18 protein-coding genes are annotated in these 16,980 nt (G+C 55.8%); 13 read left to right on the top strand and 5 right to left on the bottom strand.

The genetic code is table 11. The features are described from left to right. Window positions 1-21: 21 nt before the first annotated feature. On the bottom strand, window positions 22-609 hold the full coding sequence (locus tag JDW22_RS07890) for a class I SAM-dependent methyltransferase (protein WP_200522568.1): 588 nt from the start codon (window positions 607-609) through the stop codon (window positions 22-24). A gap of 133 nt (window positions 610-742) precedes the next feature. On the opposite strand from JDW22_RS07890, the gene JDW22_RS07885 reads away from it, so the two are divergent. Further along, window positions 743-1,846 (top strand): hypothetical protein, encoded by a 1,104-nt coding sequence (locus tag JDW22_RS07885; protein ID WP_200522567.1) that lies wholly within the window; start codon window positions 743-745, stop codon window positions 1,844-1,846. Window positions 1,847-1,963: 117 nt separating this feature from the next. After that, complete coding sequence (locus JDW22_RS07880; RefSeq protein WP_200522566.1) at window positions 1,964-2,683, top strand: hypothetical protein; 720 nt, start codon at window positions 1,964-1,966, stop codon at window positions 2,681-2,683. A 133-nt stretch (window positions 2,684-2,816) separates the two neighbouring features. Here the strand turns inward: JDW22_RS07880 and JDW22_RS07875 are convergent, their stop codons facing one another. After that, the gene (locus JDW22_RS07875) at window positions 2,817-2,963 is read right to left on the bottom strand and encodes a hypothetical protein (protein WP_200522565.1); all 147 of its coding nucleotides are present in this window, start codon (window positions 2,961-2,963) and stop codon (window positions 2,817-2,819) included. Window positions 2,964-3,587: 624 nt separating this feature from the next. On the opposite strand from JDW22_RS07875, the gene JDW22_RS07870 reads away from it, so the two are divergent. The 6 genes from JDW22_RS07870 to JDW22_RS07845 all read left to right on the top strand — a co-directional run bounded on the left by JDW22_RS07870 (window position 3,588) and on the right by JDW22_RS07845 (window position 9,405). Further along, window positions 3,588-4,499 carry a fatty acid desaturase gene (locus JDW22_RS07870; RefSeq protein WP_200522564.1) on the top strand — a complete coding sequence of 304 codons (912 nt, stop codon included), beginning with the start codon at window positions 3,588-3,590 and terminating at the stop codon, window positions 4,497-4,499. 86 nt (window positions 4,500-4,585) lie between these two features. After that, window positions 4,586-6,400 carry a DNA helicase RecQ gene (gene recQ, locus JDW22_RS07865; protein WP_200522563.1) on the top strand — a complete coding sequence of 605 codons (1,815 nt, stop codon included), beginning with the start codon at window positions 4,586-4,588 and terminating at the stop codon, window positions 6,398-6,400. A 216-nt stretch (window positions 6,401-6,616) separates the two neighbouring features. After that, window positions 6,617-7,291: a leucine-rich repeat domain-containing protein gene (locus JDW22_RS07860; protein ID WP_200522562.1), complete on the top strand. Its 675-nt coding sequence runs from the start codon at window positions 6,617-6,619 to the stop codon at window positions 7,289-7,291. Window positions 7,292-7,435: 144 nt separating this feature from the next. After that, a complete protein-coding gene (locus JDW22_RS07855; protein WP_200522561.1) occupies window positions 7,436-7,681 on the top strand; it encodes a hypothetical protein in 246 nt (81 codons plus the stop codon). Between the two features lie 13 nt (window positions 7,682-7,694). Next, window positions 7,695-8,675 (top strand): PhoH family protein, encoded by a 981-nt coding sequence (locus JDW22_RS07850; protein WP_200522560.1) that lies wholly within the window; start codon window positions 7,695-7,697, stop codon window positions 8,673-8,675. A 58-nt stretch (window positions 8,676-8,733) separates the two neighbouring features. Beyond that, window positions 8,734-9,405, top strand: a complete 672-nt coding sequence (locus JDW22_RS07845) for a tetratricopeptide repeat protein (RefSeq protein WP_003798499.1) — start codon at window positions 8,734-8,736, stop codon at window positions 9,403-9,405. A gap of 57 nt (window positions 9,406-9,462) precedes the next feature. Here JDW22_RS07845 and JDW22_RS07840 read toward each other — a convergent pair whose 3' ends face one another. Then, complete coding sequence (locus JDW22_RS07840; protein ID WP_003798498.1) at window positions 9,463-9,780, bottom strand: hypothetical protein; 318 nt, start codon at window positions 9,778-9,780, stop codon at window positions 9,463-9,465. Window positions 9,781-9,874: 94 nt separating this feature from the next. On the opposite strand from JDW22_RS07840, the gene JDW22_RS07835 reads away from it, so the two are divergent. After that, complete coding sequence (locus JDW22_RS07835) at window positions 9,875-10,315, top strand: RpiB/LacA/LacB family sugar-phosphate isomerase (protein WP_003798497.1); 441 nt, start codon at window positions 9,875-9,877, stop codon at window positions 10,313-10,315. 50 nt (window positions 10,316-10,365) lie between these two features. Here the strand turns inward: JDW22_RS07835 and ampD are convergent, their stop codons facing one another. Continuing rightward, complete coding sequence (ampD, locus tag JDW22_RS07830; RefSeq protein WP_040559157.1) at window positions 10,366-10,935, bottom strand: 1,6-anhydro-N-acetylmuramyl-L-alanine amidase AmpD; 570 nt, start codon at window positions 10,933-10,935, stop codon at window positions 10,366-10,368. A gap of 398 nt (window positions 10,936-11,333) precedes the next feature. Between ampD and JDW22_RS07825 the strand changes: the two genes are divergently transcribed. The 4 genes from JDW22_RS07825 to JDW22_RS07810 all read left to right on the top strand — a co-directional run bounded on the left by JDW22_RS07825 (window position 11,334) and on the right by JDW22_RS07810 (window position 15,248). After that, window positions 11,334-13,430, top strand: coding sequence for an ATP-binding protein (locus JDW22_RS07825; RefSeq protein ID WP_200522559.1), 2,097 nt, complete (start codon window positions 11,334-11,336; stop codon window positions 13,428-13,430). 12 nt (window positions 13,431-13,442) lie between these two features. Then, entirely contained in the window at window positions 13,443-13,808 is a 366-nt protein-coding gene (locus JDW22_RS07820) for a response regulator (RefSeq protein WP_003798489.1), read from the top strand. 105 nt (window positions 13,809-13,913) lie between these two features. Further along, the gene (locus JDW22_RS07815) at window positions 13,914-14,366 is read left to right on the top strand and encodes a chemotaxis protein CheX (protein WP_003798487.1); all 453 of its coding nucleotides are present in this window, start codon (window positions 13,914-13,916) and stop codon (window positions 14,364-14,366) included. A gap of 39 nt (window positions 14,367-14,405) precedes the next feature. Then, the gene (locus JDW22_RS07810) at window positions 14,406-15,248 is read left to right on the top strand and encodes a substrate-binding periplasmic protein (protein WP_235965015.1); all 843 of its coding nucleotides are present in this window, start codon (window positions 14,406-14,408) and stop codon (window positions 15,246-15,248) included. Window positions 15,249-15,510: 262 nt separating this feature from the next. Here JDW22_RS07810 and cysS read toward each other — a convergent pair whose 3' ends face one another. Continuing rightward, entirely contained in the window at window positions 15,511-16,935 is a 1,425-nt protein-coding gene (cysS, locus tag JDW22_RS07805) for a cysteine--tRNA ligase (RefSeq protein ID WP_200522557.1), read from the bottom strand. Window positions 16,936-16,980: the final 45 nt, after the last annotated feature.

Raw genomic sequence — 16,980 nt, 5'->3', positions numbered from 1 at the left:
GTTCCTTTTTTTTGGATGGAGTTAGGCAGCCTGAAAGTTTAGGGTGTAGTTTTTTTCCGTGCCGTAGCTTTGGGTGAGGACAAATTGGTGCGCCTGCATCAGCGCGGTAAGTTGGGCGCGGCTGAGCTTGTCGGGGTCGCCTGCGGTTTCGGAAATGGACACGATGCCATCGGGGCGCAGCAGGCGGTGGAACTCTTGCAAATAGGCGGTTTGGTCGGCAATTTCGCCGAGCACGGCAATCAACACGATGCGGTCAAAGCTGCGGTCGGGGAAATCAAAAGGCGTGCCTTGGCAAAGATAATAGCGCACATTGCGGATTGGGCGTTTTGCCAGCCGCTTTTGCGCGTAGGCAAGCATTTCGGGCTGGATGTCCGCCAGCACCAATTCGCCTTGCGGCACGGCCTGCGCCAGCGCGGGGCTGAAATAACCTGCGCCGCAGCCCACTTCCAGCACGCGATGCTGTGGCAACAAATGCAGCCGCTCCACCACTTGCCGTGGCGACAGGGCGATATTGCGCAGCGGGATAAGCAGGGTGAAAGCGAGTTGGTGCGGGAAGACTTTGCCCTTTTGGGTTAAGCCCTGCCAGATGGTTTTGAGCGTGGAGAACATGGTTTGCTTGGGTTGGGAATGGTTTGGATGGCGTTGAACCGCGTTTCAGGCTGCCTAACGGGGAAACATAGCGGCAGCCTGAAAACAAGTTTATGCGTACAATTATACCTTTACCCCGCAACCCTTGCCCGCCATGCCCCAAGTCTCTTTTCAGGCTGCCTCAGCCGCCGATGATGCCGATTTGCGCCGACTGCTGCGCGATAATCCCATGCAGCAAGGCGGGTTGTCGCTGTCGTTTCGGCGCGAGCCGTCTTATTTTGCCGCGTGCAGCGTGCTGGGGCAAAGCGCGGAAGTGTTTGTCGGGCGCGACACGCAAACAGGCGCGCTGGCCGGCGTGGGCGCGCGGTATCGTTTCCCCGCCTACATCAACGGGCAAGCGCAAAACATCGTTTACCTTGCCGACTTGCGCGTGCAAACCGCCTACCGCAACAGCATCCACCTGCGCCGCGCCTATCAATTTTTGCGCCAACGCCACGCCGCCGACCCCGCGGCTGTTTACACAACCATGATATTGCAAGACAACCGCGCCGCGCTTGCCACCATCGCCGCCCAACGCGCAGGCTTGCCGCCCTACCACGCGCAAGGCACGGTACACACCCCGCTCATCCTGCTAGGCCGGCAAAAACCCGCCATCGCCGCGCCGCATCCCATCGCCATCCGCCGCGCCACCGCCACCGATTGGGCAAATATTGTCGCCTTTTTAAACCGCGAAAACGCCCGCTACCAATTCGCCCCCATTTTCCACGCAAGCGATTTAAACAACGGGCGGCTGCGTGGCATGCAGCCTGAAAACATCCTGCTTGCCGAAGCAAACGGCAGCATCATCGGCACGCTCGCCCTTTGGCAACAAAGCGCGTTTCGCCAACTCCACATTGATGCCTACCACGGCGCATGGCGGTTTATCCGCCCCGTTTACAACGCCCTCGCAAGGCTGACCCCGCTCGCACCCCTGCCCCGCGCAGGCGAAGCCCTAAAATACGCCTATCTTTCGCTGATGGCGGTGCAAAACGATAATCTTGCCGTGTTCCGCGCCCTGCTGCGCCAAGCCTACCGCGCCAGCCACGGCACAGGGCTGCATTATCTTATCGGCGCGTTTCACGAACGCCACCCGCTGCGCCCCGCCTTCGCCGATTACGCCGGCATCCCCAGCGGCGGGCAATTGTTTACCGTGCAGTTTGATAGCGAACCCTATCCGCTGGATGGGCGCGTGCCGTATATTGATGCGGCGGCGATATAGCCATTTGAGGCAGCCTGCGTAGCGAAGCGGAGTTGCGGAGCTAAAACCCCTTACACGCCTTATTCCCCATTTTCAGGCTGCCTACACCCCCCAACCCTGTTCACAAGGAAACCCAACATGAAACCCGCCCTCCTCCTCGCCCTAGCCCTGTTCCCCAGCCTCGCCACCGCCGCCCCCGCATGGAAAACCGTCCAACAAGCCAGCGGCGACCTCAACGGCGACGGACGCGCCGACAAAGTCATTATCGAGCAACAACAAGACCCGCGCAAAATCATCAAAAACGAAAGCCTCGGCGCGCCCGAACTCAACCTCAACCCCCGCCGTCTCACCGTATTGCTTGCCGGTGCAAACGGCTTCCAACCCGCCGCCCGCGCCACATGGCTGCCGACTGAACACAGCCGCGACACCCCCTGCCTAGAAGACCCGTTGGGCAACAACAGCCTTGTCATCAAAAACCAAACACTCACCCTCAATCTGGGCTACTGGCTTTCCTGCGGCTCATACGGCGTGAGCCACAACGCCTACAAATACCGGCTGCAACACGGCGCATTCATCCTTATCGGCGCAGATTCCAGCAGCTATATGCGCAACGGCGGCTACGGCACCGCCATCAGCATCAACTTCCCCGCCCGCAAAATCAAAGCCACAGGCTACATCCCCGTCTTTGAAGAAGAAAACGGCGCAACGCCCCAGCCCCAGCAAGACCGCTGGACAACACTCAAAAGCCACAAAACCTACACCCTCGCCCAACAACCGCCCGAACCCTACGACTTGCTAAAACAATCCGACCCCCGCCTGCTGGATTGGCTTTCCCAAGCCGATGGGCGGTCAGAATAAGCGGCTTGGTTTCCCACATTTTCAGGCTGCCTTGGGGTACACAATATTTGAACTTTACCAAACGACAAATGTATCTACCCGCCGCCATTCCCGCGCATGCAGGAATCTTGGTTAATATCAGGCAATGTTTTATTTAGTCGTTTTCAGGCTGCCTGAACAGCGCAATCCCAAAAGGCAGCCTGAAAAAACAAAACCGCTTGGCTTGCGCCAAACGATTTTTGCTGGATAGATTGAATTTCAGCCGTAGGGTGTGCAGCTTTGCTGCGCACGCAGTCTGCATTTTCAGGCTGCCTTTTAACCTCGCCTAACTTTCGCCGGCGCAGGGCGTTTCGCCGCCTACCACGAGCAGGGCAAACCCCTGCACCCCACTGCAGCCCAACCCTTGCCCGCAGCCCCCAAAAGCAGCCTGAAAAACCATTCCAATGAAACCAAACCTACAACACCCGCATTTCAGGCTGCCTAATCCCACCGCATACGTTTAATACTGCCACCCCCACCCCTACGTTCAGCCGAACGCAGCATTCTTTTTTCGGGAACAAGCGTGCGCTTGTCCGACGACGCGCACAGCGCGGCTAGTTCGCACGCGCCGAAAAAAGGATGCGTAGTGAGGGAAGTCTGCGCAGCAGACCTGCACGTCGGGGTCGCCTTTCTTTTGCTTCCTTTTCTTTGGCGAAGCAAAGAAAAGGAAGTGCCCCGTCGGCACGAGACGCATGGTTAAAGCTAAACGAATGCTAACCACAAAACACAAACCATTTTCAGGCTGCCTCAAACGCCAGCCACAATGTACCCACCCCAAGCGTGGCGTGCGGCGCAACGCACGTTCTGGCAAAATCCATTCTAGTTATTCTGAACCACTTTTCAGGCTGCCTCTACTCTTACTCCCCCCAAAAAAACAGGACACCCCATGCCCCCCACCCGCCTCAACCTCGCCATTCTCACCGCCGCCAGCCTCGCCAACCTGCTCGCGCTCCACACCGCCGCGCACGCCGCATGGTATTTCGCCCTGCCCGCCGCCCTGCTGTTCTCGTTGAGCAACAACACGCTGTTTTCGCTGCTGCACGAAAGTGTGCACGGCATCTTCGCCGCCAACCAAACCCTCAACTGCTGTGCAGGGCGTTACGCCGCCGCATGGTTTCCCACGGGCTACACCCTGCAAAAAACCTTCCACCTCGTGCACCACCAAAACAACCGCAGCCCCTCCGAGCAATTTGACATCCTGCACCCGCAAGACATCCGCTGGCTCAAATACGCCCAATGGTATGCCATCTACACCGGCGTGTATTGGGCGACCGCCGTGCTGGGCGCGGTTGTCTTTTCACTCACCCCGCGCATTGTCGGCAACGCCCTGCGCCAAGCGTTCGGCAAGCAAGGCGGCGAGCAGACGGGCGCAAGCAACTATATCGGCGCGCTCAACGCCTTGCCGCTCGCCGCCAAAGCCGAAATCTGGGGTGCCATCGCTTTTCAGGCTGCCTTGTTCACGCTGCTGGATTTGACATGGCAATCATGGCTGCTGTGCTACGCCGTGTTCGGCTGGCAATGGAGCAACCTGCAATATACCGACCACGCCTTCTCGCCGCTGGATGCCCACAACGGCGCGTGGAATTTAATCGTGCCCAAGCCCGTGCGCCTGTTTTTTCTCAACTACCACTACCACCTCGCCCACCACCAGCACCCGCAAGTCCCGTGGACGCAGCTCCCCCGATACGCCCGCCGCGGCGCGCGGTTTTGGACGGTTTGGCAGCACTGCATCACCGGCCCCAAGCCGCAAAACAAACTGCCGCACATCCCCACCTATCCAATTAACCCGCCCCGCTAATCCCCCAAGGCAGACTGAAAGCCAATAACCCGTTTTCAGGCTGCCCCAATGCTAAAATCCCCCGTTCCCCATCCCCCATCAGCCCTATGACCCCCGCCCAGCAAATCCTTCAAGACACCTTCGGCTACCCCAATTTTCGCGGCAACCAAGCCCAAATCATCGACACCATCGCCCAAGGCAACAGCGCCTTCGTGCTGATGCCCACAGGCGGCGGCAAATCCCTGTGCTACCAAATCCCCGCCCTGATGCGCCAAGGTGTCGCCATCATCATCTCCCCGCTCATTGCCCTGATGGACGACCAAGTTGCCAACGCCCGCGCCGTGGGCATCCATGCCGCCGCCGTGCACAGCGGCACGCCCGCCGACACCATCCGCCAAATCGCCCAAGACATCGACGCAGGCAGCCTGAAACTGCTGTATGTCTCCCCCGAGCGGCTCACCACCGAAAAATTCCTGCGCTTTTTAGACCACACCGCCGTGAGCCTATTCGCCATCGACGAAGCCCATTGCGTGAGCCAATGGGGGCACGACTTTCGCCCCGAATACCAACAGCTCAGCATCCTCGCCCAGCGTTATCCCCACATCCCCCGCATCGCCCTCACCGCCACCGCCGATGCCCAAACCCGCCTAGACATCAAACACTATTTGCAGCTTGGCGATGCCGCCGAGTTTATATCCAGCTTTGACCGCCCCAACATCCATTACCAAGTGATAGAACGGCAAAACGGCAAAAAACAACTGCTGGATTTCATCCAAAAACAAGCCGCAGGGCAAAGCGGCATCGTCTATTGCCTAAGCCGCAAAAGTGTGGAAGAAATCGCGCAATATTTATGCGACAGCGGGCTCAACGCGCTGCCCTATCACGCAGGCCTGCCCATCCAAACCCGCAGCCAAAACCAACACCGCTTCACCCACGAAGACAACATCATCATCGTTGCCACCGTTGCTTTTGGCATGGGCATAGACAAGCCAGACGTGCGCTATGTTGCCCATCTGGATATGCCGCAAAGCATTGAACACTTTTACCAAGAAAGCGGACGAGCAGGGCGCGACGGCTTGCCCGCAACCAGCTGGCTGTGCTACGGCATGAACAACCTAATGCTGCTGCGCGAGCGCATCCAAGAAAGCACCGTCAGCGAGCAGCAAAAGCAGATTGAGCTGCAAAAGCTCAACGCCATGTTTGACATCTGCGAAACCGCCGAATGCCGCCGCGTGTTGCTGTTGCGCCACTTTGGCGAAGAAAGCCAACCCTGCGGCAACTGCGACAACTGCCAGCACCCGCCCATCCGCTTTGATGCCACCGAGCTGGTGCAAAAACTACTAAGCTGCATCTACCGCGTCGGGCAGCAATACGCCGCAGGCTATGTGATTAACGTATTGCGCGGCAAAGCAGACGACTGGATAACCCGCAACCAACACCACCAACTCAGCACCTTCGGCATCGGCGCAGGCTTAACCGATAAAAACTGGCGCAACATCATCCGCCAATGCATCGGGCAAAACCTCATCGCCGCCCACCCCACGCACCACCAAGCCCTAATGCTTACCCCCGCCGCGCTGCCCGTGTTAAAAGGCGAGCAAAGCATCATGCTGCGCCCGCTCAAACGCGACAAAGCAGCCACCCAATCAGGCAGCCTGAAAACACAATGGCTGCGCACCGAGCGCGAAGAGCGCATCTGGCAAGCCCTGCGCCAATGGCGGCTAGACCAAGCCCACAGCGAAAACATTCCCGCCTACATGATTTGCGGCGACAAAACCCTGCAAGACATCATCCGACAGCAGCCGCGCACCCTTGCCGACCTGCCGCCTATCTACGGCTTGGGCGATGCCAAAATCGCCAAATACGGGCAGGCGATTTTGGATGTGTATCTGCCGTTGAACGGGCAGGAAGCGGGCGGTTGAGGCAGCCTGAAAATCTGTTTTTGCTTTTCAGGCTGCCTCAATATCGCCAACGCGCCAACGCGCAGCGCATTTCAGGCTGCCTCATGCCACAAAAGGCAGCCTGAAACCCAATCCCCAACCCGCCGCAAAGGAAAAACCGTGAACAAATTTATCTACCACAACTAGACCTACAGACCCCTCCACCCGATTAACGATATCGTCGTCCCCGCCAATTTTTTGGAAGAAGGCGTATTGCTGGCAAAACAGCACCGCGCCGGTTTGCAAATCGGCTATTCCCCCTTTTGCAAAGCAGACAGCGCAGAAGTAAGCGCGCTGATGCGCCGGCCCGCCGCCGTCGATTTCGCCCCGCTCGCCCTCTATCCTGAGCTGGAAAAACTGTGGATAAACGAACTGCCGCGGGAAACCACCGAAATCAAAAATGTTGAACAGCTTTACGCCATGCCCAAGCTGAAAAATTTAAGTATTTGGGACAAACAAATGCCCCGGCTGGACGTTTCGCGCTTCATCGCTTTGGAATCGCTGCAAGCCAACCCCACCGACCCCAAACACATCATCAACATCGGCAAGGCGGCGGGCTTGAGGCTTTTGAGCCTGTATTCCTACAAAGGCAAAGATTTGACCGAATTCACCAGCCTGAAAAACCTTACCAGCATCGATTTAATCAACCCCGCCATCGGCAGCCTGAACGGCTTGGAACAAATGCCGCAGCTGGAAGGCTTGGAGCTGATGGATACGCGCAACCTGAAAGACGTTTCGCTTATCGGCGAACTGCTTGCCCAAAACCGCCTGCCCAAACTGCGCAGCCCGATGCTGCCGAAAAAATTCCAAGTCGATCAGGAACGTTTTAGAGCCCCGTGCATCCAACAATGGCAGGCGCGGCAGACGAAATAGGCAGCCTGAAAAGCCATAAAACCTGTTTTCAGGCTGCCTCAAACCCACCCCCGCCCATAAACATTCATGCCACGCAATCGGCGTAACCATGTTCCAAAAAACTACCCGCCCTGCCCAACCTGCCCCCCAGCCAAGCAAGAAATCTTGGACGGCGCGCAAGTAAACGACGCGCAAGACGAACTGGAACGCTACGGCAAAACGCCCACCCAAGAATATTCATGGCGGCAGGCTTTGCTGCAAGCCTATCTGCTGGTTTGGGCGCTGGGCGCAACGGGCAAGCTAAGCCCCTCTGCCGTCATCGGGCAAATCAACGAAAACATCGCCCGCCTGCAAGAATTAGCGGTTCTAATCCGCGCCAAAAAGGAGCAAAATCCGCCTATTTTGTATTAACAAGGAAACCCTTATGACCCACACCGTCCGCCTAAAATTTGACGACATCGACAACACCACCTTGCAACGCCTGTGCGGCGCGCTGGACGAAAACCTCGCCGCGCTGGGCAAAGCCCTGGCCGTGCAAGCCAGCCGCCGCTTCGCCGATTTCACCTTTATCGGCGAGCACGCCCACGCCGCCCGCCGCGCCCTGCTCGCGCTCGCCGACACCGCACAAAGCCGCGACCTAACCGCCGAAGACATCCAGCTTGCCGCCGTGGAAGCCAAAACCGCCGACGCGCAACACGTTGAACGCAGCAACGACAACCACGCCTACCATTTCCACACCAAGCGCGGCAACATCGGCGGGCGCACCCCACGCCAAAACGGCTATATCCGCGCCTTGCTCAACCACGATGTCGTGTTCGGTCTCGGGCCCGCAGGCACGGGCAAAACCTATCTTGCCGTTGCCGCCGCCGTGGACGCGATGGAAAAACACCAAATCGAACGCATCGTGCTGGTGCGCCCCGCCGTGGAAGCGGGCGAAAAACTGGGCTTTCTGCCGGGCGATTTAGCGCAAAAGGTTGATCCCTACCTGCGCCCGCTGTATGACGCGCTGTATGACCTGATGGGTTTTGACCGCGTAACCAAGCTGATGGAAAAAGGGCTGATTGAAATCGCCCCGCTCGCCTATATGCGCGGGCGCACGCTCAACGGCGCGTATGTGATTTTGGATGAAGCGCAAAACACCACCCCCGAGCAAATGAAAATGTTTTTAACGCGCATCGGCTTTGGCGCGAAAGCGGTGATTACGGGCGATTTGAGTCAGGTGGATTTGCCGCGCAACATCAAATCAGGCTTGCGCGATGCCAAAGAAAAACTGCGCGACGTGGAAGGGCTATATTTCCACACCTTCACCAGCGAAGACGTGGTACGCCATCCGCTGGTGCAAAAAATCGTGGAAGCGTATGACGCGGCGGAAACCACGCACGTTGAATTGAGTTTGCAGGATTAAACAGAGGCAGCCTGAAAATAGGATTACCCCGTTTTCAGGCTGCCCCAAAGGAACCGCCATGCCCCCAGCCAAATTTTTCGCCGCCCTTATCCTAACGCCCCTGCTCGCCATCGCCGCCCCCGCACCGATAACGCTGCCACAAATCCAAACCCAAGCCCAGCAAGGCAACCCCGAAGCCCAAGCCCGCCTTGGCGAAGCCTATTTAAACAGCAACCTCGGCATCGCCCAAGACTGCGCCCAAGCCCTCGCATGGAGCAGCAAAGCCGCGCAGCAAGGCAACCGCCAAGCTAGGCGCAACCTTGCCGTGCAATACCTCAACGGCTGCGGCACAGCGTTTGACTACCCCAAAGCCCTCGCCCTGCTGCAACAATCCTACCAAGCAGGCGACAAAAAATCCGCCCTCTATCTCGGCATCATCTACGAACGCGGGCTCGGCGTAGCCCAAGACTACGCCCAAGCCGCCGCCTACTACCAACAAGCCGACCAAAACAACGACATCACAGGGCAATACCGCCTTGCCAAACTCTACGAACAAGGGCTAGGCGTGCCACGCGATTTCGCCCAAGCCCGCGCCCTCTATCTCAAACACACCACCCGCCAAGACCACATCACCGCCCCCAGCTTCCAAGCCCTCGGCGACCTCTACCGATACGGCTTGGGCGTAAACAAAAACCCCCGCGAAGCGCAAAAATGGTACCGCCTCGCCAAGCAATCCGCCGCAGTGAAATAAAGCATAAAGGCAGCCTGAAACCCGCCCAGCGCCGCCCAAATAACGCAACCCACCGCCTCACTGTTTCACCCAAACGCTTTTCAGGCTGCCGCAACACAACAGATAGGCAGCCTGAAAATGGAAACGAGCTTTCAGGCTGCCCATCGCTGATTTTCCGCCCGCGCAGGCGTTTCGCCGCCTGCCACGAGCAGGGGCAAGCCCCTGTACCCCGTGCAGCATCCGCCATTCCGGCAAAATTTGCTCCTTGTCGCGCCGTGACGCAGCAACAGCTTGCCGCCAAGTAACACCGCCTGCCCACAGCCATTCCCCATTTTCAGGCTGCCGCCACATAATTAAGCAGCCTTGCCCCTTTGTCTGAATCTTTGATTTAGTCATGCGAACTGATGCAAAGCCAAAGGGGGAGTCCGCAGCACAACGCGCAAGGTTAAAATCCCACCCCAACCATCCCCCAACCCAAAAAGGACATCCCATGAAACTCATCATCGCCGCCCCCGCCAACGGCATGGAACTGAAAAATGCCCTCCAAGCCCACCTCGCCGCCGACCCACGCATCAGCAGCCTGCGCGATATGTCCACCGACACCAGCTATCCGCAGCTCTCCTTTGCCGTCGCCCAAGCCGTCGCCGCAGGCGAAGCCGAGCGCGCCATCCTCATCTGCGGCACAGGCATCGGCACCGCCATCGCCGCCAACAAAGTGGCTGGCATCCGCGCCGCCACCGCGCATGATTTAACCAGCGTGCGCGGCGCAGTAGAAAACTACAACGCGCAAATCCTGTGCATGGGGCAAAACGTCATCGCCGCCCCTGCCGCATGGGCATTGGTGGACATCTGGCTCAACCTGCGCCACGACGCACACAGCAGCTACGCCCCCAAAGTGCACGAAATCAGCGCGTTTGAACAGCAAAAATAAGCCGTCCAAATGCTTTTCAGGCTGCCTCAACATCCAAGGCAGCCTGAAACCTACTCGTTCCTATCCACGCAAAACCCCATCGCCCGCACCGCATCCCAATCAAAAAAATGCCCCGGGTCAGTCTTGCGGCCGAGCGCAATGTCCTGATGCCCCGTAACCGCCTCAATCGGATACCGCGCCGCAACCGCGCCCAGCAGCCGCGCCAACGCCGCATATTGCGCCGCCGCAAACGGCTCAAAATCGCAGCCTTCCAGCTCAATGCCGATGGAAAACGCATTGCACCTCTCGCGCCCGCGAAACGCCGACACTCCCGCGTGATACGCCATCTCGTCGCACGACACAAACTGCACCACTTCCCCCGTCCGCGCCACAAAAAAATGGCTGGATACGCGCAACGCCGTCAGCAGCGAAAAAAACGGATGTTCGGCAGCCTGAATCCGGTTGGTAAACAATTTTTGCACCGCGCCCGTGCCATATTCAAACGGCGGCAACGAAATATTGTGCAACACCACCAAGCTCACCGTCTCCCCGTCAGGGCGCGGGCAACAGTTGGGCGAGTGCATTTGCGCCGCGCCTTGCCAGCGCCCCTGTTGCCAAACATCTTGCCAAGCATCGTTCATCATCAACCCCGCAAACAAAAACAAAATTATAACAGCCCCACCACCGCAGGCACCCCCGCACCACACTCCGCCAATCTTTACACAAACATGCACGCTTCTTGCTTGTAAAACACCTGCCGCCTATTTAAAGCCCCAAAATTTCAACAGCCCGCCCTTGCCCAGCTTGTTTCCCGCAAGGCTTTCTGTAATAATTTGCAAACTTTTGATAAGGCAAGAAGCAGCATGTTTACACGATGCCGCTGCACATATCGCCCCCAGCCATAAAACCAACCTAACCGCACCGGTTCGGCGTGCCGTGCAACTTGCCCGCCTGATTCAACGGATGAGCGCCATCCCGTTTAGCCTGCACCTCCCGGCAGCCTGAAAACACACTTTTTTACTTCTATAAAGGAAAATCCATGAGCGACAATACTACGCCCAAAGCCAATGTATCCGTTGGCTTGAATCGGTATCGCGGGATGATTATCTCAATCGGTTTCTTTGTTGTGCTACTCGCAGCCCTGCTGATTTACGCCAACAATATTTCCAGCGAAATCGAGGAAGACTCCATCCAAAGCTACATTACCAGCGAGATGGCAAACTCCTACGGCGAAATGCTGGAAAACATTCAGCTGCTGCAACTGAACACCCACCAAGACCCGCAAAGCCCCGTGGTGCAAGGCGCGTTAAAACGCTTGAAAGAAGCGCAAGACATCTTCTCGCGCTCGCTGCAAGCCACCGCTCAAGGTGGCGACTACACTTCTATTGATGGCAAACAATATCTGGTGGACGCTTCCAATAAAGGGGTTAAAAAGAAATTGATGGCAGAAATGGTTAAAAAATGGAAAGATGCCAAACCATCTGTTGATGCCTACTTAAAAGCTGCTAATGACCCCGCAGCCGATAGCGCATTGCTCAATACCGCTCTATTGAGTTTGCAAAACAACAACGCCCGTTTCACCGAAATCTCCAATTTCTTGCTGGCAAGCAAACGTGCCAAATTGGAAGACCGCACCAACCAATTAAGAAACGTAGAGATTTTCGGCATTGTGGGCGCGGTGTTATACCTTGCGCTGTTCTTGTTCTACTTCATCCGCAAATTGCTCACCGCCGATAAATTAGCCGACGAAGCAAGAAAAGAAACCACCGAGATTATGGACACCGTAACCACAGGTCTGTTCCTGCTGGATAGAGACTTAACCATTGGTTCGCAATACTCCAAACAACTGGAAAGCCTGATTGGTCAAAAAAATGTGGGCGGCAAAAACTTGCTGGATGTGTTAAGCAACTTGATTAACGCAAACGACTTGAACACTACCAACGACTTCGTGGGGCAGCTCTACAACCCCCGCACCAAAGAACGTTTGATTGCTTCTTTGAACCCCTTGATTCACCAAAAAGTGAAAATTGACGACAAAGAACGCTATCTGGATTTCAACTTCCACCGCGTATATCACGGCAAAGACATTGCCCGCGTGTTGGTAAACGTGGAAGATGTAACCAATGCTGTGCTGTTGCAACAAAAAATGGAACAAGAGCGCGAGCAAAATGACGTGCAACTGGAAATGTTGAGCAATATTTTGCACACCGACCGTACCTTGCTCAATGACTTTATTGACAACACCAATCAACACATTCAAAACATCAACACCGTATTGAAATCGCAAAGCGACAACACCAGCTCGCTGCACGAAAAAGTGAACGCCATTTACCGCGAAGTGCACAGTATGAAAGGCGAATCTTCCGCTTTGAAACTGGGTGGCTTTACCACTATGGCAGAAAACTTTGAAACCAACCTCAACCGTTTGAAACAAATGCCCAAACTATCGGGCGAAAACTTCTTGGGCTTGGCGGTGCAACTGGAAGAGTTGATTCGCTTGAACCACACCATTGAAGACTTGCTCGCCAAAATTGGCGGTGGCGCGCCCGTGGTGATGAGCAACACAGGGCAATCCACCGCCGCGCAAAACCCCAATGCGCGCTACGCCAGCTTTATTGCCGACATCGCCGCCCGCAACCACAAACAAGCAGCGTTCACATACAGTGGCTTGGAAACCACAGGCAACAGCAAAGTGGATGGCATCGTAAACGAAGTCGCCATTCAGCTCTTGCGCAATTCAGTGGTACACGGCATTGAAACGCCCGAAGTGCGCAGCCAACGCGGCAAATTGCCCGTGGGACACGTTCACATGAGCCTGAAAGACCAAGGCGACAAATTCTTGCTCACCTTTGAAGACGACGGCAACGGTATTGATTACGCCGCCATCGCGCAAAAAGCGGTGGCATTGGGCAAATACACCGCCGAAGAAGCCACCAAGCTGGATAAGCGTGCGCTGATTTCCTTGCTGTTTACCCCAGGCTTCTCCACTGCCGAAAAAAGCACCGAAGACGCAGGGCGCGGCGTGGGCTTGGATATTATTAAAGACCGCATCGTATCGCTGGGCGGCACGGTAAACGTTGCCAGCCGCTTGCATGGCTACACCCGATTCAGCTTCACGCTGCCAAAGTTAAGATAAGGATTTGATTTTATGTCTAAACGCATCATGATTGTTGATGACTCAAACGTTATCCGTAATCGCATTTCGCGCGGCTCGGGCACGATGGATTTTGAAGTGGTTGCCTCCGCTGCCAATGGCGAAGAAGCCATCGCGCTCTATCGCCAGCATCATCCCGATGTGGTTACCATGGATTTAACCATGCCCAAAATGGACGGCTTGGAGTGCATTTACCAGCTCACCAGCCTAGATGAAAACGCCAATATCCTTGTGGTATCCGCCCTTTCCGACAAAGCAACAGGCATCAAAGCCTTGCAACTGGGTGCGCGCGGTTTTCTCTACAAGCCTTTTTCGGATGAAGAGTTGTTCCAAGCCTTAAACGAGATGTTGGAAGATTAACCACCCTTTTTCAGGCTGCCTCAGACAAACGAAACAAGGCAGCCTGAAAACAAGCAAAGCAAGTTTCAGCGGCGCTAAAACCCTTTTGAACCAAGGAGTTTGATTATGAAAGAAGAAAAATTACAAGTCTTTTTGGACGGTGTGCAAAAATATTTTGCGCAAATGATTGCGGGCGAAGAGTTGGTGGTGGGCACGCCCTATTTGATTGAAAACAAAATCCCCTCTGCCAAAGATTTCACGGGCGTGATTGCCATTTCAGGCAAAAATCAAGGCGTGGTGTATTTCACCGCCCCCAAAGAATTGCTGGAACGCTTATTGGTATTGATTGGCGAAAAAGACACCAGCGAAGCCTTGATGGTGGACTTGGTGGGCGAAGTGGCGAATACCATTGCGGGCAATGCCCGTAGCGAATTTGGCGAAGAATTTGAAATTTCTGTGCCCATCGTGTTGCGCGGCGCGCCCGATGAAATTTTATTGCCCCGCAAAGACCGTTCGTTTGTGATTCCGATTACTTGGCGCAACCGCGGCGCAGCGATTGTAATTAGCCTGCGCAAATAATCTGAGGCAGTCTGAAAACGCGAAAGATAAATTATGAAAATGACACGTTTAATTCCCCTAGTTGCCGTATTGGCATTGCTTGGCTGCGGCAAATCCGAAGTGCAAAAAGTTGCCGAGCCCAAAGTGGCCTCCGATGTGGCGGTTAATGACACGCGCCCTGTTTACAATGTTTACTTTGACATCAACGGGATTGCCCCGTTTGTGATGGCAGATGCGGATAACCGCCCTTCGGGCTTTGGTATTGACTTGGTTACCGCCATCGGCGACAAACAAGGCTTCCGCCCCAACTTTATCCCGCACGATTTCACAGGAATGCTGGAAGGCTTGGGCAAAGGGGCAGATTTGGCAGTATCGGCGATTTCTATTACAGACGAGCGCAGAGCCTTGGTGGATTTCACCAATTCCCACTTTGAAACTACGCAAGCGATATTGGTGCCAGAAGGCAGCCCCATCACTTCCACCAATGATTTAAAAGGCAAAAAAGTTGCGATTGTAGAAGACTCCGTGGGCGAAGACATGGTGTTACAAATACAAGCAGGCAATGGCTCTATTGTGCACAACACCAGCGTGTGGTCGGCGGTGCAGCAAGTGATGCGCAAAGAGGTGGATGCCGCCTTTAGCGATTACGCGCCGCTCACTTATTACGCCAATAACTACAAAGACCAAAAATTGCGCGTGATTGTTGACCCAACATCGCCCAAAAGTTATTACGCGCTGGCGGTTGCCAAAAACAAGCCCGAATTGCTCAAACAACTTAACGCGGGCATAGAGCAAGTGAAAGCAGATGGCACGTTTGACAAGATTTACCAAAAATGGTTCAAATCTGCCGCGCCCGTGCAAGCTGCTGAGGCTTCGGCTGCGGCAACTACGGCAACGAAATAAGCCAACATTCGCGTTCACAAACAATAAGATTTCAGGCTGCCTTGGATTGCTGAGGCAGCCTGAAAATGTTTGGGGGCATCCACAGTAGGGGGCGTGAGCTTGCTCATGCACCGTCTCACCATGCTTAAATGGTGCGTGGCAAAGCCGCCGCCCCCCCCCTACTTGCTTTGCCACATACAAAGGCAGCCTGAAAACGCATCATCATCATCCGTTTTCAGGCTGCCTTGATTTCATTGCAAGCTAATACAAACAATCGCCCCGCCTACTCCCGCGTCCAAGTCGTCTCGCCGCCCGCATCGCGCAGCACCACGCCTTGCGCGGCGAGTTCATCGCGGATGCGGTCGGATTCTGCCCAATTTTTGTTGGCGCGGGCAAGGTTGCGTTGGGCAATCAGGGCTTCAATCGCGTCTGCTGATAAGCCGTTATCCGCTGCGCCGCTTTGCAAAAATTCGTGGGGTTCGCGTTGCAGCAATCCAAGCACGCCTGCCAAGGCTTTCAGGCAGCCTGAAAGTTCGGCAGATTGGGTTTTGTTGATTTCTTTTGCCAATTCAAATAACACGGCAACGGCTTTTACGGTGTCAAAGTCATCGTCCATCGCGGCGTAGAAGCGGCGGGTGTAGTCGTTGGCGTGTTCGCTTAATACAAATGCGGCAGGGGCAACGTTGCCCAAGGCGTTATACAGGCTGGTGAGCGAGTGTTTGGCATCGTCCAAATGGGCATCGGAGTAGTTGAGCGGGCTGCGGTAGTGGGCGCGCAAAATGAAAAAGCGCACCACTTCGGCATCGTATTTTTTCAGCACGTCGCGGATGGTGAAAAAATTGCCCAGCGATTTGGACATTTTTTCGTTGTCCACGCGGATAAAGCCGTTGTGCAGCCAGTATTTCACATGGCTGTCAATCATTTTGTGCGCGGCGTGGGGCGCGTGTTCGCCGCTGATGCCGTGGTGTGCGCCGCAGCTTTGGGCGATTTCGTTTTCGTGGTGGGGAAATTGCAAATCTGCGCCGCCGCCGTGGATGTCAAAGGTGTCGCCAAACAGTTCGTCGCCCATCGCGGAGCATTCAATGTGCCAGCCTGGTCGTCCGTTGCCCCACGGGCTTTGCCAATGCGGCTCTTCGGGTTTGGCGGCTTTCCACAGCACAAAATCCAGTGGGTCGCGCTTGAAGCCGTCCACTTCCACGCGCTCGCCGGCGCGCAAGTCGTCCAGCGATTTGCCCGATAGCTGCCCATAGGCGGGGAACTCGCGCACGGCGTAATACACGTCGCCATTATCGGCGGCGTAGGCTTTGCCGTTGGCGATGAGTTGCTCAATCATGGCAATCATTTGCGCGATGTGTTCGGTGGCTTTGGGTTCAACATCGGGGCGTTGCACGCCCAGCGCGTCGGAATCTTCGTTCATGGCGGCGATGAAGCGGGCGGTGAGCTGCTGGATGGTTTCGCCGTTTTCATTAGCGCGGGCGATGATTTTGTCGTCGATGTCGGTGATGTTGCGCACGTAGGTAAGCGGGTAGCCGTGTTGGCGCAGCCAGCGGGCAATCATGTCAAACACCACCAGCACGCGGGCGTGCCCGAGGTGGCAGTAGTCATACACGGTCATGCCGCACACATACATGCGCACGTTTTGCGGGTTGAGCGGGGCAAAAGGTTCTTTTTGGCGGGTAAGGGTGTTGTAAACGGTTAGATTGGGCATGGTGGTTCTCTGTAAACAAAAACAATAGGTTGGTTGATTGCAAGG

Origin of the sequence: Kingella bonacorsii (assembly GCF_016623605.1) — a bacterium.
Classification (GTDB): Bacteria; Pseudomonadota; Gammaproteobacteria; order Burkholderiales; family Neisseriaceae; genus Kingella_B; species Kingella_B oralis.
This window is presented reverse-complemented; position numbering and strand designations above follow the sequence as displayed.